Raw genomic sequence first — 19877 nt, forward strand, 5'->3', positions numbered from 1 at the left:
ACCGCGCCGAAGACCGAGGGCTCTTACTGCTTTCCATGTTGATTACGACGGCTGATCTCAATCAACTCGGGTCAGGTAGCGGTGGCCGATAAATGAAACGGCGATAGTGATGCACGCAGCGATCAACAACGCGAGCGCAACGTGCAGCAACAGAAGTAGTGCTCCGACAATTGCGCCGACGAAAATGGTGACGATCGCGCCGACGCGCCGATTCCACAACGCGGATCCCGTTCCGAAGAACGTCTCACTTGCAAGCGAGGTCAGGGTCGAAGTGACCACGACCGTGGTCATATCCTTGACCGCGAGAGCCCTTGCTACCGCTGCCTGCTCGCCCATGACCAGTGCAATAACCGCTGCGAAGACGATCTGTTGGACTGCCGACATGGTGTCGCCGACCACGAACATCGATACGGCTAAGCCGAGGAGAACTATTCCACCTGTCGCGAATAGTGCTGTGGTCCGTGTGTGCCATCCTGCAGGCGACCCGCGAAGCAGCAGCCCGCACGTACACGCCCCAAAGGTAAAGGCAATCAGTGCGATTGCTGGCCCCAGTACGGGAAGCTCGTCGGCGCCGGCAACGGCCATACCCAGTATGACGATGTTGCCGGTCATGTTGCCGGTGAACACCCGGTCGAGGCCGAGGTATCCGACCGCATCGACTAGTCCGGTCACGAAGGTCAGGGCCATCATCGTTGCAACGCCGATGCTTTCGTGGTTGAAACTTGCGCTTGCGGTGGTGCCATCGGTGTTTTGCTTGTACGAGATTGTCATGAAGTTTCCTGAGAATACAGCTGAGACCGGGGAGTGTTGTCTCCCCGGCAACAGGAGACGGGTTCAGAATATGAGAACCGAAACAATGGTCATCAGCACGAGTCCTGAACAGACAGGGATGAAGCATTTACGGGCGAGATCGAGGACTGACACTCTGGCGAAACCTGCAACCGCGATAAGTGATGACCAGGCAACGAGAGTTCCCCCGCCAGACCAGATATTGCCCATCTGGCCGATTGCTGCGAGGGTTGCCGGATCCATTCCTACTGCCGGGCCGAGGGCTCCGGCCAATGACCCGGTAAGTGGCAGGCCGCTGAAGCCTGATCCTTCGAGTCCCGCGATCATTCCGATGATCAGGATCGCGAACGATGTGACAAACGGATTCTGCGGTAGATGGGACTGGCCTGCATTCACGAGATCGAAGAGTAGCGTCGGGCCTGCTGTATCGGCTGGTAGAGCAAGTATCTGGGCAGAGAAGTCGCCGTTCCCGATGAAAAAGAATCCTGCGATGGGAAGCACTATCCCCATCGCCTTGAAGGCGAAAACGAGACCGTCGATCAGATGCTCGGAGGTCGTCTCGAAGAATCCTTGCTTGTCATTAGTGGCCGCGGCCGCGAACAGAATGAGCGCGGCGATACCACCGACCATGGCCGCGGCGTCGCCACCCTTGAGGTCCGGGACGATGTCAGTGAATTTGCCGATGAGTAGGTACACAATGAATGCAAGGTAGGCGAGCGGCACCAGAACTGCGAATGTACGTGCGGCCCTGATGCTTTTGAATACGTGGTCGACGGTTGCCTTCATCGACGAGTCATCGGTGTCGACGCGTTCGGCCACCGACACACCGACATTCGCTCCGGCCGTCACCAGAACTTTCGACCCGCCCGCCGCTCCGGTACCAGGCAGGGTTCCGCTCGGTACCGGAGTGCCGCCGGCGGAGTCGCCGTCAGCCTGGGTCGAGCGGCCGTTCTCGTGCTCGGCTCGCGATTCCCATTCCGTGAGAAGTTCGGGCGATGGTGCTCGCATATTGCGGCGCTGCGTCAGCCACGTGATGATCAATGCGGTGAGTCCCACGATCAGTGACATGACAAGAGCGCGGTCGGCAACTACATCTGGATCGACACCGGCGGCAGTTGCGGACAGGCCAGGCGCAACCTTGATGATGTAATCGGCCGAGAGCGCCATTCCCTGCCCACAGATGGCGATCGACATACCGACTGCCATAGGCGAGAGACCCGCGCGGATCGCGACCGGAATCAAGACCGCCCCGATGAGCGGAACCGCCGGTGTGGGCCAGAAGAACAGCGAGATCATGTACGTCACGGCGGCAAGAACGAGAAAACTACTTGTGCCACCGCGCATAACTTTCCGGAACGGCGCAACCATGAGTCGATCGGCGCCCATCTGACGCAACGCTCCGAGCATCGCAGTTACCAGAGCGATGATCAGGAAGATGTTGAACAGTTCTTTGGCGGCGACGAGACTTGCGTTGAAGATTGATGCGAGTCCAGTGACAAGGCTGTCGGAAAAGACGAATGCAGTCAGAAATGTACCCAGTACCGCCGGCACGACTATGTTCTTTCTGAGCATCATTGTGGCCAGGATGACGAGTATGCCCGCGAGGTACACCCAGTGTGCGGCAGTTAGATTTACTTCCACGTTGCGCCCCTTATGAGTTCGTGCCAAAGTCGCGATAACTGATTGAGTGATAGTGCGCGGGGCGGTTTCCAGGGTCAACGGCTAGTCTGCACACTCGAGTCCGATCCTAGATGTGCAGGATGTCCCATATTGCGCAAAACTGCGCGGCGATATGACCGTTGAGTTAAGAATTGTTGCGCGACTGCGCTTTTCGATGACATTCTGGTCATAAAATGTGGGTACCCTAACCTTAGCTGGGCACGTGGTTCCTCTGTGCCTTGCCTTCAAACCGCAATGGAACGGATAGCATGATGAGTGCAACTACGGGCGTGACCGCATCGAGGATGAATGCGGGAGTTGACGGGGGCACATCACCCGCACTTGCCGCACTGCTGGTGGGAACTTTCGTCGGGACGGTCAGCAACAACATCGTCAACGTCCCACTCACGGCCATACTCGACGATTTCGAAGCTCCATTGAGTAGTGGAATTTTTGTTGTCGTCGCATTCTTGTTGACCTTCGCAGCGGCGATGCCCCTGGCAGGCTGGATTGGTGATCGGTTCGGGCGCAGGCGGGTTTACTGCGCAGCGTTGATCGGCACTGCGATTTGCTCGCTGGGCGCGGCATTGGCACCGTCACTCCCGGTGCTGGTGATGTGGCGCTCGTTCGGAGGTGTTGCGGCGGCCGCGTTCGCGCCCGCCGTCATGGGTCTCATTGCCTGGCTGTTCGGCCCGGCGCGGCGGGCCAGAGCAGTCGGGGCTTGGGCTGCAGTCAACGGAATCGGGCAGGCCATGGGACCTTCACTGGGCGGTGTGGTGAGCGACTTGATGGGCTGGCGGTGGGTATTCGTTCCACTCATCCCAGCGGCGCTCATCGGCTACTTCGCCACCATGAAGTTCATTCCGCGTTACCCCGCGAAGAAGATGCAGCTGGACTGGGTGGGTGCGATCACGCTGACCAGTGGCGCCGGTTCCATCGTCCTCGGGATCAGTCTCGCTTCGCAAGGGAGCCGAAGTGCTTGGCTGAGTGGAATTCTCGTTGTTGCCGGAATCGCGCTGGTTTCTGTGTTCGTTGCCTGGTGCCTACGGGCGAAGGACCCGTTCGTTCCGATAGATCTGGTCCTCGAATCACGTTTCCTGCGAAGCGCACTCGCGGCTTTTGCTCAGATGTTCGCGCTGGGAGCCACGTTGCTTGCGTTACCGCTCTACCTGACTTCAGGCGGCAGCTCCACGACCTCGGCTGGACTTGTTCTCTTTGTACTGCCGCTATCGATGACCGTTTCAGCGCCGGTAGTCGGACGCTACGTGGACAGGCTCGGCGGCCGAATGACGATGCGCTGCGGTTTGTCGATCTTAATCGTCGGATTATGCGTTCTTGCAACGATTCTTCAGCTCGACGTCCGGAACATGTGGTCCTTGAGCGCGGTGCTGATTGTTGTCGGAGTCGGAGTCGCGATGGTGCAAACGCCTGCTGCAGCAGGCTCGACCCGTTCACCTGCCGGCGCAGTAGGTACGGGGCTCGGTCTGTTCAATCTGATCCGTTTCGGCGGGTCTGCAGTGGGCGCCGCGTGGGTCGGAATCGCCGTTAACGTGGCAGACAGTCCGTTTGCCCTCCTATTCGGGATCACCTCGGCTGTTGTTGCCGTCGGGTTCGCGGCAACCTTTGTCGGCGAGGATCCAATCGCGGCGTGATTTCAGGTGTTCCGCGTCTCTCGGTCAACCCCCGCCCGCACCGTGGCCAAAAGATCCAACCTCAATGCCAACCAGATCGTGAATTGATTTTCGGCTTGCTTGATATCGAGACCCATCGACCGAGAGATCCGATCAAGCTTGGAGATCATCGTATTTCGATGCAAGCCAAGTTTGCGGGCCGCAGCGTTGATGTTTCCGGCTTCGGCGAGATAAGCAAACAGGATTTTCTCGAAGTCCGGTGGTCCGCCGGGGCCTCGTAAGGGCCCAAGTATGTCGTCGATCAACCGACGGCTTTCGTCTGACTCGGCCGCAACTGCAAGCACCCCGAATCCGCGGAGATCTCGGTACGAGACCGAACCCGACAGTTCGAGTCGCGCTGCGATACCGAGTGCAATTCGAGCGTCACGGTAGCTTGCGGCGATATTCTTCGCTCCGTGCGATCGTCGGCCATGAGTCACCGGAATACGCTGTCCCAGACGCATTTCCAGATCAAAGGACATGGCATTGGCATAGTCGTCGATCTCGTCCTGACTCTCGCTTCGCAGTGACCTGACGACAATGAGAAAATCGCCGATCACGGTTACGTGGGAGGCGACATCCACCTGGGGCAGTACGCCTGCCGCGTACCGGGCGAGACGCACCATACTTGCGCCCGGATGCGGGCCCGTCCGGTCGACCAATCCAGGTGCGACGAAGACGATGTAGTCGAGGTCGAGATCAATTTCGTGGAGTTCGGCGCGAGTTTTCAGGTCGAGGTCACTGGCGAAGTTTCCGTGGACAAGGGCTTGAACGAAGTCGCCCTTGGCACGCTCTTCAGCTTCGTCGACGCTTCGCTGCCGTAGCATCTCGGCACCGATAATCGAGCCGGCTTGCTCCACGACTACCTTGTACTGAGCGATGTCGTGCCGCCGTGGTTTTCCTGCGAGCGTAAGGACGACAACCCATCCCTCATGCCGACCGGCGAGATGCATGGCAGAGGCAACTGCTGTCACGGAAACTGAATTCGAATGCGCCGGAGGAAGCTCGAGAACATGCACTTCATGTGCGTGGAGAACTTCTTCTTCCGTCCTGCTCGGAAGGGCTGCCGTCAGGGACTGCACCAGCGCCGCAGTCGCTTCGCTGTCTTCGGCGGGTAGTCCGGACTGGACGATCAACCTTCCCCGGACGTCGAGGGCGAGGGCGGGGCGAGAGGTGAGAGAGCTTACTTCGCGAACGAGCATCGGTACGCCGGCGCCACGGTGAAGTAAGGCAGCAAGAGACTGATGAACCATCACCCCGTACCGCATCACATGAGCTTCCTGAGTGAGTGCGCGCTCGGCGAGGAGCTTGTTCAGCACGGTAAATCCAACGGGGAAAGCCAATTCCACCGCCGGTAGTGCCTTCGGCCAGACTGTGCTGGAAGGAGCCGTCCCGTCGACGATCACAGCACTGGCACCACGCGCGAGTAGCGATTTCAATGCCAGGGCGGCGCCCGAAAGAGCATCCGGACGGGTGTAGACAACGACGCCTACCAGCGAATCCGGCCTGCTCAACACCTCGTCCCACGGTAGGCACCACGTAACCGGGGAGTCCATCTGGTCGTAACCTGACAGCACGTGCGCCTTGTCGAAGATCGGTTCCTCGAGGAGACCCCGTAGCGATAATCGTTCGGCTTCGAATTGCTCCGAGTCCGTCATGTTCTCGGTCTGTCGATGGTTCATGACTGCGCTCCTCGCGGTGGATCAAGTGTGCAGTATGACCTACGGAACCAGCCCATGTCATGTGCAGTATGACTATCACAGTGCTGCTCGTCCGGGTTCTTTTGACCATCGTGCGGAGGGATCAGGGCTGGTAGAAATCCATCTATCAGCCCAACCAACACGACGGAGACGATATGCACCAAGTTCACCGGATCACACTCGACGATGCTCTACCGCTGCTTGCCGCCGGACGTGCGAAGGCAGAAGAGATCGGCGTCAAGCAGACACTGTGTGTTGTCGACGACGGGGGCAATGTGCTTGCACTGCACAGGTTGCCAGGTGCACGTTTGACCGGAGTCGACATCTCGATCGCCAAAGCCTTCACCGCCGCAGGACATGAGCGTGCAACGCACTTGTTCAACGAGGCCCCGGATGGTCCAGCCCTTCCCGGCAACGAAGCATTCGGCATCAGCCACATGCTCCCCGGTAAGTTCGCCGTATTCGTCGGCGGATTCCCCTTGCTGTACAACGGTCAGATTGTCGGGGGAGTGGGTATCAGCGGCGGAAATGGCAAGCAGGACAAAGCAGTAGGCGCCGCCATGCTTGCGGAGTTCGAGGCGCTCACGTCTGCCAACGTCTGACAAACTCGTTCGAAAAGTGCACAGTGCACTCGAAAGACGTTGATATTCGGATCTTTTGACCATAGTGAACCGCCGCAACGCCTATTACCGTCGGCAACGAATCATCTTCTAACATCAAGAAAGAACGAGGCAGATCATGACCGAACTCTTGAACCGCGAAGATTTCCGCGCAGCTCTCGAAGGGGCGCTGGTTGGCCGCGAGGCCGCAAACGCTTCCTTCAGCAAGGCATGGGCAGATGGAAAGCTCGAGAAGCGCCACTTCGCGCGCTGGGCCGAAAACCACTACCACTACGTCGGACCGTTCGCCGACTACCTCGCGAACATCTACTCGAATACTCCCGACACGTTCACCAATGCCAAGGACTTCACTCTCCAGAACATGTATGAGGAGGAACTGGCAGATATTCGCCATACCGATCTGTTGATCAAGTTCGGTGAGGCATGCGGCACCACTCGTGAGCAGATCGAGAATCCGTCCAATATGAGTGCCATAACTCGCGGACTACAGTCCTGGTGCTACGCCGTTTCCCAGCGTGAACACTTTGTTGTCGCGACGGCAGCGCTGGTTGTCGGGCTGGAATCACAGGTCCCGAGTATCTACAAGAAGCAGATAATTCCGCTTCGAGAAGTATACGGATTCACCGAGGACGAGATCGAATTCTTCGAACTGCACATCACATCCGATGTCGTGCACGGTGAGCGCGGCTACCAGATCGTGCTCGACCACGCAGACACCCCGGACTTGCAGGCCCGCTGCTTGCAGCTGGTCAAGTGGGGTGCGGAAATGCGCTTCAGCTACACCAAGGGACTCTACGACACCTATGTGGCGTCTGACCTCGAACTCATCACTGCCTGAAGCTGATTGATTGCCCCGGCGGGTGGCGGAACGGTAACTCCGCCATCTGCCGAGTCGATCGAATTCTCGAGTTGTCGAAGGGAAGACATGGATACGAACTGGACCGCCGTCGCGGCCCTGCGCGACCTCGGAAGGCGCACCAAGTTGCGCGTCGAGGTGGGCGCGACCGCGATCGCACTCTTTCAAGCCAACGGGCGTATCTATGCGTTCCGTGACCTGTGCATACACGCCGATCGCTCCCTCACAAAGGGCACGATTCTGCATGGGCGGGTGATCTGCCCAGGACACCAATGGGCTTTCGACCTCGAGTCCGGCTACGAAGAAGACCAAGACCTCTGCCAACCGACCTATCCCGTAACCGTCGCAGACGACGTCATCTACGTGGATTTGACACCGCGCACCGTTGTGGCGTCCGAACGAGAACAGGCCTTGTCATGACCGCAACCCTCGACACCATCGTCTCCATCGGTGCGGGACAGACTGCCGCAGTTGCAGCACGTACGCTGCGCCGCAGGGGATTTGACGGCCGTATCGTGTTGATCGGCGACGAGAACCATGCGCCGTATCAACGGCCACCTCTGTCAAAGGAATTTCTTGCCGGTACGGAGTCGCTCGACTCCCTCATGCTGCTGCCGCCGTCCTGGCGTGAAAAGAACCACGTGGAATTGTTGACCGGCACTGCGGCGAGTCGCATCGACACAGGCGCGGGCGTCGTCGAGTTGGCTGACGGCCGTACGATCGCGGCGGACGCGGTGCTCATCGCAACCGGTGGTCGGCCACGTACGATGGCCGTCACCGGACCTGCCCCGGAACGCACGCACTATCTCCGCACTATCGACGATGCACAGCGCTTGTCGACCCACCTTCGTCCGGGAACGCACGTAGCGCTCATCGGCGGCGGGTTCGTGGGTCTCGAAATTGCCTCGACAGCAAGAAGTCTGGGGTGCGAGGTTACGGTCATCGAACGAGCGCCGATCCCGCTCGCTCATATCGTCGGCGCAGAAATGGGCGCCGTCTGCACCCGATTGCAGCGCGACAATGGAGTGCACGTCGTTACCGGCGTCGACGTCACGGCGGTCCACACCGAACAGTCGGAGGTTCGCATCTCGCTGAGTTCGGGTGAGATCGTGAGCGCCGATGTTGTTGTCATCGGAATCGGAATCGAACCGAATGTGGAGATCGCACGTGCATCGGGACTGGCCGTCGACAATGGAATAGTTGTTGACGTGCAAGGACGTACAGCAACGCCCAACGTTTTCGCAGCCGGGGATGTCGCTTCACGCTATTCCGACAGGGCGGGACGCCATATGCGGGTCGAGCACTTCGACAACGCCAGCAGGCAGGGTGCAGCGACGGCAAACCTGATGCTGGGTCGCGAAGGTGTCAACGATGCACCGCACTGGTTCTGGTCCGACCAGTTCGGCGTCAATCTTCAATTCACCGGCCGCGCCCAACATACCGAGATCGTCACGAGAGGCAACGTGAACGACGGAGAGTTCACAGCATTCTATCTCGATGACGGAATTGTGCGTGGGGCATTCGCGCTCGACCGCGGCGACGACATCGGGGCAGCGCGTGAGCTGATCGGCAAACAGTGTAGCGCAGACCGGTTGCGAGACATCGATATTGACCTTTTTGATCTGCTGGATGACGAAGAATTGGCGGCGAGCAACTGATGGGCCTGAACTATATCGACGGTAGATGGGTCGCTGCACAGTCCGGCGCGACGTTCGAGCGTCGTAATCCGGCTGATCGATCCGACGTAATTGGCACATTCCCGGACTCCGGACACGATGACGTCGAAATTGCCGTCTCCGCATTGATCAAAGCAGCCCCGGCGTGGGCTGCGACCGCACCCGAACGTCGTGCAGAAATTCTGGAAGCTGCTGCGGCGAAACTTGAATCGAATGCGGCGGCTCTCGTCGACGAACTCGTTCGAGAAGAAGGCAAGACTCGCGCAGAAGCGACCATGGAAGTCGGGCGTACCCCGATGAACTTGCGCTTCTATGCGGCCGAGGCTGTTCGCACTACCGGAACCACATACCCGTCGCCGGGAGAAGGTCTCGTGTTCACCGTCCGTGAACCGGTCGGCGTTGTCGGGGCGATCACGCCGTGGAACTTCCCGCTGAACATACCGTCACGAAAGATCGGACCGGCACTTGCCGCCGGAAACGTGCTGCTACTCAAGCCATCCGAGTTGACTCCCTTGATGGGGCAGCGTCTTGTCGAGGCACTACTTGCCGGTGGATTGCCTCCCGGGGTTATCGCGTTGGTACAAGGATCAGGAAAGGCAGGCGCAGCCGTGGTTGCAGACAGCCGCGTCGATGCCATCACCTTCACGGGGTCCACCCAGACCGGACGGGCGATCCACGCCGCCGTCGGTCCGGAACGCCGCAGTCAGCTCGAGATGGGCGGTAAGAATCCGGTTGTAGTGCTGGAAGGTGCCGATCTCGACAAGGCAGCCTCATTGATTGTGAAGGGCGCCTTCGGGTTATCTGGCCAAGCCTGCACCGGAACAAGCCGCGTTGTTGCGGTTGATGCCATCCATGATGACCTACTCAGCAGAGTTGTTGTACTGGCACAGAAGTTGGTCGTCGGGGCCGGCGGCGACGAGGGCGTCACGATGGGTGCGTTGGCAAGCGCAGGACAATACCGAAAGTTCTTGGACTATGTTCAGGTAGGTCTGGACGATGGAGCTGAATTGATCTGCGGTGGAACGCCGCACGATGACAATGCTGATGGTTTCTTTGTTACCCCAACGGTTTTTTCTGGCGGAACACCCGAAATGCGCATCGTAACCGAAGAAGTATTCGGTCCACTATTGGTCTTCTTGCGCACCGAAAACTTCGACAGTGCAGTCGACCTCGCAAACAATACCGAATACGGCTTGAGCTCTTCGGTCGTAACCAACGACATTGCAACAGCGTTGGCTTTTGCCGCTCGGACGAAGACGGGACTGGTGAAGATCAATCAACCCACGACAGGCATGAGCATGAACGCGCCGTTCGGTGGATTCAAGGCGTCGAGCACGCAGACCAACAAAGAGCAGGCCGGCGAATCGATGATGGGTTTCTACCAGTGCGAGAAGACGATTTACCTGAGCGGGCTCGCATGAGCGCCGCCGACCACAGCACAATCGGAGAGGGGACCGTCATGGAACCAGAGAAGACCGCAGCAGATAATGTCGAGTTCGTCCGCGTAGCTCGGTCGGGTCAGGTGACGGAAGGACTTGTCCGTCGATTCTTTTCGGGCGAGCACGAATTCGCCGTCGCCCGACTCGACGGTAAGGCGTACGCGACGTCCAACTACTGCACACATCTTGACTGTCTCCTGTCTTCCGGCAAACTCGTAGAGGACGGCATAGGTTGTTCATGTCACGGCAGTGTGTTCGATCTCGAGACGGGTGAGCCGGTATATCCGCCGGCCACGGTGGCTATCAAGACATACGCCGTCGAAGAACGAGAGGGAGAGATTTTCGTCGGGTTCGACCCATCGGACACGACATCAGCTCCCCGCCGACGTGCAACCCGCGGCCTGACATGACCACAAGGCCACCAACCCTCTCGACCAGGGGCATGGTCTCTTCCAGTCATCCGGCAGCCAGCACGATCGGTGTGCAGGTTCTCGCCGACGGCGGCAATGCGATCGACGCGACACTCGCCATGGCGGCGATGACATGGCTGGCACTGCCAGGACAATGCGGAATCGGTGGAGACGCCTTCGCTGTAGTGCGTGAGCCCGACGGACGAGTCTGGACGGTCGGAGGAAGTGGATTCGGGCCAGACGGTGGAGAGACGGATTTCTACACAGATCAAGGTTTGACCTCGATTCCCTTGGACGGACCCCTTGGTGTTGCCGTACCGGGCGCCCCTGCGGCCCTGGCAGCACTTCATGCCAATGGGGCGACACGTTCTCTGTCTGACTTGTGGGAACCGGCGGCAGGTAGCGCCGAACGAGGTTTACCGTGTTCAGCCAAGACCCTCCAAGACATCCGGGAAGCCCATCTGGCGATTGCGCTGGATCCCGGCCTCGCCGCTGTCTATCTTCCCGGCGGCGGGTTACCTCATGTGGGGCAACAACTCCCCCAAATTGATCTAGCTCGAACGATTCGCTCACTTGCGTCCGATCCCGCGGACTTCTATCTCGGATCCTTCGCTCAGAAAGCTGTGTCGACACTGCGTGAACGTGGGGCGCCTTTCAGCGGTAACGAGTGGGCGTATGGATTCAAGGTCGACCCGGAACCCGCCATAGCCGGCACGTACGCGGGTGCGGTGGTATATCAGACGGCGATGCCGACGCCAGGCTGGATGGTTCTTCAGCAAGCCGCTCTGTGCGACCGTGTAGTCGGGTACTCGCCATGGATGGCGGCACCCGCGATCGACCGATTGGCATCGGCGGCCCGCCTCGCCTTCGAGGATCGCTTTGCACTGTGCGGTAGTGACAATGACGAATGGAGAACACTGCTGCTACCCGACACCGTGGCCCGATCGAGAGCATCATTGGATGCGAAGTCGAGGCGACGGGAGTTCAGTGTGGCCGGCGGGGACACCACGTCGATCGTCGCCGTCGACTCCGACGGAAGAGCGGTCAGCTTCATTCATTCCCTTGCCTTCACTTTCGGTTCCAAGATCACGGTCCCGGGTACGGGGGTAGTACTCAACAACAGGTTCGGTCGTGGTGCGTATCTGATTCCAGGGCATCCAAATTCGGCTTCGCCGCGACGTAAACCGGTGCATACTCTCAATGCTTGGATAGCAGCAGACACCGCGGGGGCACTGCTTCACGTGGGTAACACCCCGGGTGGAGACGGGCAGGTCCAGTGGAACATGCAATTGCTGTCCCATTTGCTCGACCACGGACTCGACCCGGCAGAGGCTGTGGCGGCACCGCGATTCACGGTTTACCCGGGCAGTGATTCAGACGTGATCGGTCAGCCCGCTGAGCTTCGGTGCGAATCAAGGATAGGAAAGTCCACGTTGTCCGAATTACGTAGTCGAGGACACGATGTGACGCTTCAGGGAGCATGGGATGGTGGTGGCAGCGCTCAGGTGATTTCACTCGATCGTGAGCGTGGGCTACTCAGCGGCGCAGCCGATCCTCGACAGGAAGGGATAGCTCTAGGTGTCTGATATTTCGTTTGTGCGAGGGCCCGTGCCGCAGGGACAGTACATGGCGGCAACAGTTCACGACTCGATTGCTTACAGTGCGGGGATGACACCGCGGATCGACGGAGTCCTCCAAGTGTCCGGAGTTGTCGGCGATGCGGTAGACATTGCGGATGCGGCTACCGCTGCGGGGATGTGCGCGCGGAATGCGCTCACCGCAATTGCTTCGGTCGCAGGAGGGATGGATCGAGTCGAGCGCTGTCTGCGCATGACGGTGTATGTGGCTTGCGCAGACAACTTCTTCGATCTGTCGGCAGTAGCCGACGGTGCGTCGGCGGTGATCGCTGAAATACTCGGTCGGGAAGCACTTCCCGTTCGTGCCGCGATTGGCGTCAAGAACCTTCCGTCAGGTGCTCCGGTGGAAGTCGACATCACGGCCGTGGTCGATATGAAGCCTCACGCATAGTCTGTTTGGCTCCGTGAGACCTCGCATCGAGCGAAATATGATAGGTCTACAGCATCAAGGCAGGATCTGTGGTCAGTTCGATGTTGAGCCATGGTTCGTACGGCAGATCGGCGAGGTGTTTGGCGAATGTGCGTCGTACCGCATCTTCGTCGTCGATCTCCCACGTATGGGGAGGGACCATGAACATGGCTTCGATGTACAGCTTGCGGCCAACCTTGCTCATCGTCAGGGCTGGTTCATCCAAATCGAATTCATCGCGAACAGCTGCGATCGCGTCGTGGACATGCGCCTGAACCTGTTGACTGGGAGCGCCTTCGAGCAGTTCCACCAGAGCAGTTCGCAACAGAGCCAAGGGTTGTGGGACCAGCATCGCACAGCCGATCAGGACGAGCACGGAGTCGACGTATCGATCGGCATCGGAGAAATCGGTGCGTCCCAGGATCATTGCGACAACGGCGCCTACGGCAACCAGCGCGCTGAAGGCGGCCGAGGCTCCCCACTGCCTGGCCTCGGCCACCAGGAGATCGGATGTGCGGTCGACCTTTCCGACGTAGCGCCAGATCAGTACGGACACTGCTGCACTGATCGCGCCGTAAGCTGCGAGCGACCCGGCCGTCACATCGGCTCCGCCGGCCAGGATGACCCGTACGGCCTCTACGGCGGCGTACGCGAGAGTCGCCAACAATGCCATGCCCTGAATGGCGATCACCACCGGAATCAGAGCTTCCTTGCCGAACGGGAAGCGCGCCGTCGGGCCTGAATCTGCGATCCGGGAGACGCGCAGCGACATCCAGGTCAAAACCATGCCAATCAGTGCGTACACACCGTCGAGCAGGATTACCTGAGACTGCGAGATCCACCCCCACACCGCGGCCAGGACTGCCAAGGCTGTCGCAACCATCAGCGAGTACCGCAGGGTCTTGCGCTCGCGCTCCGCTGACTCTTCTTTGATGCCCATGACCCGCAACCGCCTTGTCGGTTTAGTAACTTCTTCCCGTAGGAATACCAGCAAAGTGGTTCCGAGAAAGACTCACCGCGCCACTCCGATGAGCGCAGAAGCCGTACTCGACGCAAAATAGACTTCTATGGCCGACCGTGGATTCACCCCGACACAGCTCGCTGCCCGAGCCGCCTATCTGCTGCGCGGTAATGATCTGGGCACGATGACTAGCGCTGCTCCCAAGCTTTATCCACATATGTGGAGTTGGGACGCGGCGTTTGTTGCTGTCGGATTGGCTCCGTTGAGTGTGGAACGAGCCGTTGTAGAACTCGATACCTTGCTCGACGCGCAGTGGAAGAACGGAATGATCCCGCACATCGTTTTTGCAAACGGCGTCGACGGCTATTTTCCCGGTCCGACGCGGTGGGACGTCAATGCGTTGGCTGCGCATGCGCCGATAGGCACGGCGACATCCGGGATTACCCAACCGCCGGTACATGCGATTGCCGTGCAACGAATCCTCGATCATTCACGTCGTCACGGCCGTACGACGCGAGCGGTTGCCGAGGAGTTCTTGGATCGGCGGTGGAATGATCTGGTTCGGTGGCATCGTTGGCTTGCCGAGGCACGAGATCTCGACGGTAATGGTCGGATAGCGCTCTATCACGGCTGGGAATCGGGGATGGACAACTCTCCACGTTGGGATGCGGCGTACGGGAATGTTGTTGCGGGACAGGTTCCTGCGTACCAGCGAGCCGACCTTGCTGTTGTAACGGACCTGACGCAACGTCCCAAGGATCACGAATACGATCGCTATCTGTGGCTGCTCGAAGAAATGAAATCGGTGCGCTACGACGACCAACAGCTTTCTACCGCAATGAGTTTTGCAGTCGAGGACGTATTTGTCTCAGCCGTCTTCTCTATGGCCTGCGATGTCCTGGCGACCATCGGCGAGGAACATTCGCGGCCGAACTCCGATGTGCGAGATCTGCGCGGTTGGGCAGACCGATTCCGTCGAGGTGTCATAGCCACGACGGACGAAAGAAGCGGCGCGGCAAAGGATTTTGATCTCCGTACGGGACGCTGGGTGAATACCGAGACCATCGCGATGTTTGCGCCATTGTTGTGTAGTGGACTTAGTCGCGATGCTGAACGTTCGCTGTTACGAACGTTCGAGGGGCCGAAGTTCTGCGGGCATCCGGACATGAGATTTGCCGTCCCGCCGTCCACTTCCCCGGTGTCCGGCGATTTCCGTCCGCGTGAGTATTGGCGTGGACCTGTCTGGCCGGTGATCACCTGGCTGTTCTCATGGGCGTTTGCGCGTCGTGGATGGGCTGAACGATCGTATGTTCTCCGGGCGGAGGGACTCAGGCAGGCCAGTGACGGCAGTTTTGCCGAGTATTACGAACCCTTTACGGGTGAACCGTTGGGCAGCATGCAGCAATCCTGGACGGCGGCAGCGGTTCTCGATTGGTTGGGATGACCAGCGTCTGAATAGTTCGTGAAACAACAGACAAATCAGGCAGCAGTCCCTACGCTCGGGGAATGGCCGAGCGACGCACCGTCAGGACCTTAGGCAGACTAACCCCGATCGCGATGGCTGCGGCCGTTGCATTGACGGCCCCGGGTCTCGCTGCGGCGGATGCTCCCCGCGGGCCGGACGTTTCGTCTTGGCAGCATGTGGATGGAACCGGTATCGACTGGTTCCAGGTGCGGGCGTCGGGGCATGAGTTCGCGATGGTCAAAGCGACAGAGTCGCTGAACTACGTGAATCCGTATTTCGTCCAGGATTGCCTTCGCATGCGCGTTGCGGGCGTTGCGCGCGGCGCCTACCACTACGCAGACGTGCGAGCGTCGCCGGAAGCGCAAGCTGCGTTCTATGCGGCAATGGTCCTCGGTATCAACGGTCCTGGAGATTTGCCTCCCGTCCTCGATCTCGAAGACGCAAAAGGCCTGCCGGCATCACAGGTGATCGACTGGACTCACCGGTACCTGAACACCGTCCAGGCGTTGACGGGACGGCAGCCGATCATCTACACGTATCCCAACTTCTGGTACACGCAGATGGCGAACACAACCGAGTTCAACCACTACCCGCTCTGGATTGCTGACTACAACGGTCAGAGCGCTCCGGGACCCTTGCCTGGTGGGTGGTCGAATTGGACCTTCTGGCAGTACACGAGCACAGGACGCATACCGGGGATTGTCGGTAACACCGATATCAATGTCTACAGCGGAGCCCAGGGTGACTTCGGCCGTTACTCCAACAGCGTGGGGCTCGGCAGCAGCTAGGCGTGTGCGACTGCTTGCGCTCTTGCAGTTTCCTTTTCGGGCCCTCTGGCCCTATTCAGGACCTGGAAAGTTGTTTGCTGTGTCCCGTGATGCGTGACCGATTGGTCCGCATGTAGCTCTGTGGTTACGAGAAATTCAGCGGAGCGGTAGCCAAAATCGGGGAACACTTTGCTAGCTACGTGGGCTCAGATGATAGCTATGGTGGGAAATTGGCTGAAATCCCCCGTGGAAATTTTCACAAAACGGACTTGAAGTTTGGTCTTACCGGGTGGTTACAGGCACGTACCAGTGGCGTTTTGAGCCCCCTGCCATCCGTCTATCGGGGCTTCCCCTCACTTCGTTACCTACGGCCCTGAATGAATTGATCGCGATCGTTCATTCGATTTCGGCGCGTTCGGGCTGCCGACGGAACCATCGTCGGTTGTAAGTGTTCTGGGTCGAAGTTCATACGCTGTGGTGCATCCAACAGCGGTTATGCGCACTGGTCATTTGTCTAGATCTGCCAGGACACCCCATTATTCCAGCGACCCGGCGTATCCAGCCAAAACGCCGTTTCGAGTCGTGTGTGACCCAGCGACGGCCAATTTTGTCAGATTGTCCGGTTGACCAAAGCTGCCCAGCGGACCTTGTTCGATCAACGAAGGAAAGCGACTATCAGTCTGCTTTGTCCATCTTTCGGTGGGCAAGCTCCCGGTTATCTGTTATCTTGATCGAGATAACTGGAAGATTGCTCTTGATTTGCATGGATTTCGAGGGCCAAAGTCCTGCACAGGACGGCTCTTCCAACACGCAGGTGTTACCCGAAGAGGAGCTCGAATGGCAGGACCGGCAGCAGCGTCCGGTGCGAGGTCGATCAGCCGAAATCCGGCGCACCGACCCGAACCAACCGATCAAACGGGAGTTCGCGCCATCGCTCTCGCATCTCCGTCCACCGAATATCGATCAGGCACATCCTGGGGAGCTAGAAATGCCTAACGACTTACCGCCGACAAGGTCGGCAATGTTCACCGCAGGGCTACCGCCCTGGGTGCGAGCGTGGACGGTGGTGTGGACCACCATCGCGTTGATTCTCGGTATCTCCGGCGCGACGGCAGTAGCTGCATCAGCGCAGCCGGCCGCGACGCTCGGCGGTCCCGTTCAGGCTCAGACGCCGGCTCGCGCCGCTGTGCTGCCGGATGAACAGCCCGCAAAGGGCTGTGCCTTCAGCGCCCCTAACACTGGCCCTTTCTCGCAGAACATCTGTTGGATCGACATGTCGGCGCTCAACGAAGCCGCGGCTACATCCGCGGCCGGGCAGTCGATGGAAATCCAGCTCACCGAGGGCTACAAGATCAACTTCAAGGCTTTCCTCACCGACTCGGTAGCAGGAAAGACGCATCAGGGGGTCGAAGCGAAGGCACTCCCCACGTTGAGTTACTCAGCGCTGGGAACGTCCGCCTACACGGGTGTGCCGTCGACGATCAAGCCCGCGATCTACCAGAAGTCCTCCGTGAATGGACAATCCGGCGGGACGGTGTCGCTCAAGAACATCGTGATGACCGGGCCCAATGGCACGGTGTACAACTACGGTCTCGTAGCAGCCGATGCGGAGTCGACTGACGCAAACACGTCAACCGACAAAGAGTTCCTCGCCTTCAATTCGGACAAGCCGCTGCGACAAATCGCGCGCACAGTCGGTGTTGACGAACCTGGCTACCCTGGAATTCGCGCTTGTGACGGTGGGCTGACGGCTATGCCCGCCACCACCGTCCGATGTGATTCTTGGAACCTGGTCAACAACCAGGAGTATTCGCCGGGCACTTTGGTTGTTGCATCGACCGCTCCGACCAACTTCGCGGCGACGTTCGGTAATACCGTTCTGGCCACCTCTCGTCAGGGTCTGGCTTTCGGTGTCCTGCTCTCGAAGGTCAAGATCGACAAGGACCTCACGCGCGTCACCCCCGGTGACGATTTCACTATCGGCATGAGCACCGGCCACCACGCAAACGCGGGTGCTGCTGCAGCGACCGAGATCAAGAGCACCACGACCGGCGCTACAGATACAACGGCATCGACTGGCTGGCGTACGCTCCTCGCAGATACGACCCCTACTCCTGTCACGTTCTGGGAGAAGCCCACTACCTCGGCGACCAAGACCGCGAACTACGCGACATCATGGGATTGCCAGGTAAATGGTGTGACCCAGACACTCAGGGTCGGTGACGTTGCGCAGGCAGCACTCACACCGGGTGACAATGTTTACTGCAAGGTCAAGAACACGCCGGTTCTCGTGAAGAAGTCGTCGTCACCACCTACCGGTGAGACGGTTAATATCGGCCAAACAATCACCTACACACTCAATTTCGAGAACCCGGGTACTGCCCCGGCGACGATTGACTACACCGACTACCTCGCTGACGTCATCGATGACGGAACGGTTGCGGTCGGTGCTGCTACAGGCGGACTCACCGCTGCATTGGATGGCGCCGACAAAATCAAAGTCGGCGGCACGTTGCCAGCCGGCGGCAAAGGGACAGTCACCTACACCGTCACGGTCAAAGACGGTGGTAACAAAGTCCTGAACAACTACCTCGTTCCGGGGACAACAACTCCTCCCACAACATGTGATCCTGCAACCAATCTCTGCACGACGCATCCCATGCCCGGGTTCACAGTCGCGAAGACCGCTGTGCCCGCGACAGGTTCGACGGTTCAGGCCGGCGATACAATTACGTACACGGTCACCGGTGCTAACACCGGCAAGACGGCCCTAACTCCCGCGACGATCAAAGACGATCTGAGTGCGGTTCTCAACAATGCTGCTATCGTTCCGGGCTCGCTGAAGGCGACCGTCGACGGTGCTGCTGTCGCTGCTCCGACCCTGTCGGGCAGCATTTTGTCGTGGTCCGCCAATCTCCAGGCTGGTAAGTCTGTTGTTCTGACCTACCAGGTGAAGGTCAATGCCGGCGTTGCCGCGGGCACGGTTCTGAACAACAAGGTCACGGGTACTGCGAAGCCGCCGACCGGTCCGGACATCACTCCTCCTACGGTGGAGACGAATCACTCGGTTCCCGGCTTCAAACTGGAGAAGACTGCTGATCCGATTTCCGGTTCGACGGTTCAGGCCGGCGAGTCGATCAAGTACACCGTCACCGGAACCAACACCGGCAAGACGAACCTTGATCCGGTAAAGATCAACGATGATCTGGGTGCGGTTCTCAACAATGCTGCTGTCGTTCCCGGTTCGCTGAAGGCGACCGTCGACGGTGCTCCTGTCGCCGCCCCGACGCTGTCGGGCACCACGCTTTCCTGGACCGGACTTCTCGAAGCCGGTAAGTCCGTTGTTCTGACCTATGAGGTGAAGGTCAACGACGGCGTTGCCGCGGGCACAGTCTTGAACAACAAGGTCACCGGTACTGCGAAGCCGCCGACCGGTCCAGAGATCACTCCTCCTTCGGTGGAGACGAATCACTCGGTTCCTGGGTTCACGGTCGCGAAGACAGCGGATCCAGCGCCGGGTACCGGCGTCAATGCTGGTCAGACGATCACGTACACGGTGACGGGTGCGAACACCGGTAAGACGACGCTCAATCCGGTGGTGTTGACCGATGATCTGTCGAAGGTTCTCGACAACGCGACGCTCGTGGCCGGTTCGCTGAAGGCGACGGTCGATGGTGCTCCTGCCGCTGTTCCGACTCTGTCGGGGACCATGCTCTCGTGGACCGGTGCACTCGAAGCGGGTAAGTCGGTTGTTCTGACCTACCAGGTGAAGGTCAACGACGGTGTTGCCGGCGGCGTTCTGATCAACAACAAGGTCAC

Annotated in this window: 16 protein-coding genes; 12 read left to right on the plus strand and 4 right to left on the minus strand. The window is 59.2% G+C overall.

Features of this window, described 5'->3' with window-relative positions:
* Positions 1–57: 57 nt before the first annotated feature.
* Together RG2_RS25755 and RG2_RS25760 are read right to left on the minus strand one after the other, a co-directional pair.
* Positions 58–771 carry a YoaK family protein gene (locus RG2_RS25755; RefSeq protein ID WP_080711773.1) on the minus strand — a complete coding sequence of 238 codons (714 nt, stop codon included), beginning with the start codon at positions 769–771 and terminating at the stop codon, positions 58–60.
* A gap of 63 nt (positions 772–834) precedes the next feature.
* Positions 835–2430 carry a TRAP transporter large permease gene (locus RG2_RS25760; protein ID WP_033235261.1) on the minus strand — a complete coding sequence of 532 codons (1596 nt, stop codon included), beginning with the start codon at positions 2428–2430 and terminating at the stop codon, positions 835–837.
* 287 nt (positions 2431–2717) lie between these two features.
* On the opposite strand from RG2_RS25760, the gene RG2_RS25765 reads away from it, so the two are divergent.
* Complete coding sequence (locus RG2_RS25765) at positions 2718–4100, plus strand: MFS transporter (protein ID WP_051730597.1); 1383 nt, start codon at positions 2718–2720, stop codon at positions 4098–4100.
* Positions 4101–4102: 2 nt separating this feature from the next.
* Here the strand turns inward: RG2_RS25765 and RG2_RS25770 are convergent, their stop codons facing one another.
* Positions 4103–5800 (minus strand): PucR family transcriptional regulator, encoded by a 1698-nt coding sequence (locus RG2_RS25770; protein WP_230590218.1) that lies wholly within the window; start codon positions 5798–5800, stop codon positions 4103–4105.
* Positions 5801–5973: 173 nt separating this feature from the next.
* Between RG2_RS25770 and RG2_RS25775 the strand changes: the two genes are divergently transcribed.
* From RG2_RS25775 to RG2_RS25810, 8 genes are all read left to right on the plus strand, one after another.
* The gene (locus RG2_RS25775) at positions 5974–6420 is read left to right on the plus strand and encodes a GlcG/HbpS family heme-binding protein (protein WP_033235260.1); all 447 of its coding nucleotides are present in this window, start codon (positions 5974–5976) and stop codon (positions 6418–6420) included.
* 136 nt (positions 6421–6556) lie between these two features.
* Positions 6557–7276 carry an iron-containing redox enzyme family protein gene (locus RG2_RS25780; protein ID WP_033235259.1) on the plus strand — a complete coding sequence of 240 codons (720 nt, stop codon included), beginning with the start codon at positions 6557–6559 and terminating at the stop codon, positions 7274–7276.
* 87 nt (positions 7277–7363) lie between these two features.
* Complete coding sequence (locus RG2_RS25785) at positions 7364–7714, plus strand: Rieske (2Fe-2S) protein (protein WP_033235258.1); 351 nt, start codon at positions 7364–7366, stop codon at positions 7712–7714.
* On the plus strand, positions 7711–8952 hold the full coding sequence (locus tag RG2_RS25790; RefSeq protein WP_033235257.1) for an NAD(P)/FAD-dependent oxidoreductase: 1242 nt from the start codon (positions 7711–7713) through the stop codon (positions 8950–8952). The genes RG2_RS25785 and RG2_RS25790 overlap by 4 nt, the downstream gene beginning before the upstream one ends.
* Complete coding sequence (locus tag RG2_RS25795) at positions 8952–10391, plus strand: aldehyde dehydrogenase family protein (RefSeq protein ID WP_033235256.1); 1440 nt, start codon at positions 8952–8954, stop codon at positions 10389–10391. Before RG2_RS25790 ends, RG2_RS25795 begins: the two co-directional genes overlap by 1 nt.
* 38 nt (positions 10392–10429) lie before the next feature.
* Entirely contained in the window at positions 10430–10819 is a 390-nt protein-coding gene (locus RG2_RS25800) for a Rieske (2Fe-2S) protein (protein ID WP_033235411.1), read from the plus strand.
* Positions 10816–12405, plus strand: coding sequence for a gamma-glutamyltransferase family protein (locus RG2_RS25805; RefSeq protein WP_033235255.1), 1590 nt, complete (start codon positions 10816–10818; stop codon positions 12403–12405). Before RG2_RS25800 ends, RG2_RS25805 begins: the two co-directional genes overlap by 4 nt.
* A 22-nt stretch (positions 12406–12427) precedes the next feature.
* Entirely contained in the window at positions 12428–12847 is a 420-nt protein-coding gene (locus tag RG2_RS25810) for a RidA family protein (RefSeq protein ID WP_371851345.1), read from the plus strand.
* Between the two features lie 46 nt (positions 12848–12893).
* On the opposite strand, the gene RG2_RS25815 is transcribed toward RG2_RS25810, so the two are convergent.
* Positions 12894–13805, minus strand: a complete 912-nt coding sequence (locus tag RG2_RS25815; protein ID WP_033235253.1) for a cation efflux transmembrane domain-containing protein — start codon at positions 13803–13805, stop codon at positions 12894–12896.
* A gap of 127 nt (positions 13806–13932) precedes the next feature.
* Here RG2_RS25815 and ggh point away from each other — a divergent pair, with 127 nt between their 5' ends.
* The 3 genes from ggh to RG2_RS25830 all read left to right on the plus strand — a co-directional run.
* A complete protein-coding gene (gene ggh, locus RG2_RS25820; RefSeq protein ID WP_033235252.1) occupies positions 13933–15270 on the plus strand; it encodes a glucosylglycerate hydrolase in 1338 nt (445 codons plus the stop codon).
* A 62-nt stretch (positions 15271–15332) separates the two neighbouring features.
* The gene (locus RG2_RS25825) at positions 15333–16079 is read left to right on the plus strand and encodes a glycoside hydrolase family 25 protein (protein ID WP_033235251.1); all 747 of its coding nucleotides are present in this window, start codon (positions 15333–15335) and stop codon (positions 16077–16079) included.
* A 967-nt stretch (positions 16080–17046) separates the two neighbouring features.
* On the plus strand, positions 17047–19877 hold a 2831-nt coding region (locus RG2_RS25830), incomplete at its 3' end, for a DUF7927 domain-containing protein (RefSeq protein ID WP_255285239.1).

It is taken from the genome of Rhodococcus globerulus NBRC 14531 (assembly GCF_001894805.1).
In the GTDB taxonomy this organism is placed as follows: domain Bacteria; phylum Actinomycetota; class Actinomycetes; order Mycobacteriales; family Mycobacteriaceae; genus Rhodococcus_F; species Rhodococcus_F globerula.

Bases quoted from the DNA above. Each gene is read 5' to 3' on its own strand.
- RG2_RS25800 (WP_033235411.1), top strand. From the start codon at position 10,430: ATGGAACCAGAGAAGACCGCAGCAGATAATGTCGAGTTCGTCCGCGTA.
- RG2_RS25790 (WP_033235257.1), top strand. From the start codon at position 7,711: ATGACCGCAACCCTCGACACCATCGTCTCCATCGGTGCGGGACAGACT.
- RG2_RS25805 (WP_033235255.1), top strand. From the start codon at position 10,816: ATGACCACAAGGCCACCAACCCTCTCGACCAGGGGCATGGTCTCTTCC.
- RG2_RS25775 (WP_033235260.1), top strand. From the start codon at position 5,974: ATGCACCAAGTTCACCGGATCACACTCGACGATGCTCTACCGCTGCTT.
- RG2_RS25765 (WP_051730597.1), top strand. From the start codon at position 2,718: ATGATGAGTGCAACTACGGGCGTGACCGCATCGAGGATGAATGCGGGA.
- RG2_RS25755 (WP_080711773.1), bottom strand. From the start codon at position 771: ATGACAATCTCGTACAAGCAAAACACCGATGGCACCACCGCAAGCGCA.
- RG2_RS25795 (WP_033235256.1), top strand. From the start codon at position 8,952: ATGGGCCTGAACTATATCGACGGTAGATGGGTCGCTGCACAGTCCGGC.
- RG2_RS25780 (WP_033235259.1), top strand. From the start codon at position 6,557: ATGACCGAACTCTTGAACCGCGAAGATTTCCGCGCAGCTCTCGAAGGG.
- RG2_RS25815 (WP_033235253.1), bottom strand. From the start codon at position 13,805: ATGGGCATCAAAGAAGAGTCAGCGGAGCGCGAGCGCAAGACCCTGCGG.
- RG2_RS25825 (WP_033235251.1), top strand. From the start codon at position 15,333: ATGGCCGAGCGACGCACCGTCAGGACCTTAGGCAGACTAACCCCGATC.
- RG2_RS25785 (WP_033235258.1), top strand. From the start codon at position 7,364: ATGGATACGAACTGGACCGCCGTCGCGGCCCTGCGCGACCTCGGAAGG.
- RG2_RS25770 (WP_230590218.1), bottom strand. From the start codon at position 5,800: ATGAACCATCGACAGACCGAGAACATGACGGACTCGGAGCAATTCGAA.
- ggh (WP_033235252.1), top strand. From the start codon at position 13,933: ATGGCCGACCGTGGATTCACCCCGACACAGCTCGCTGCCCGAGCCGCC.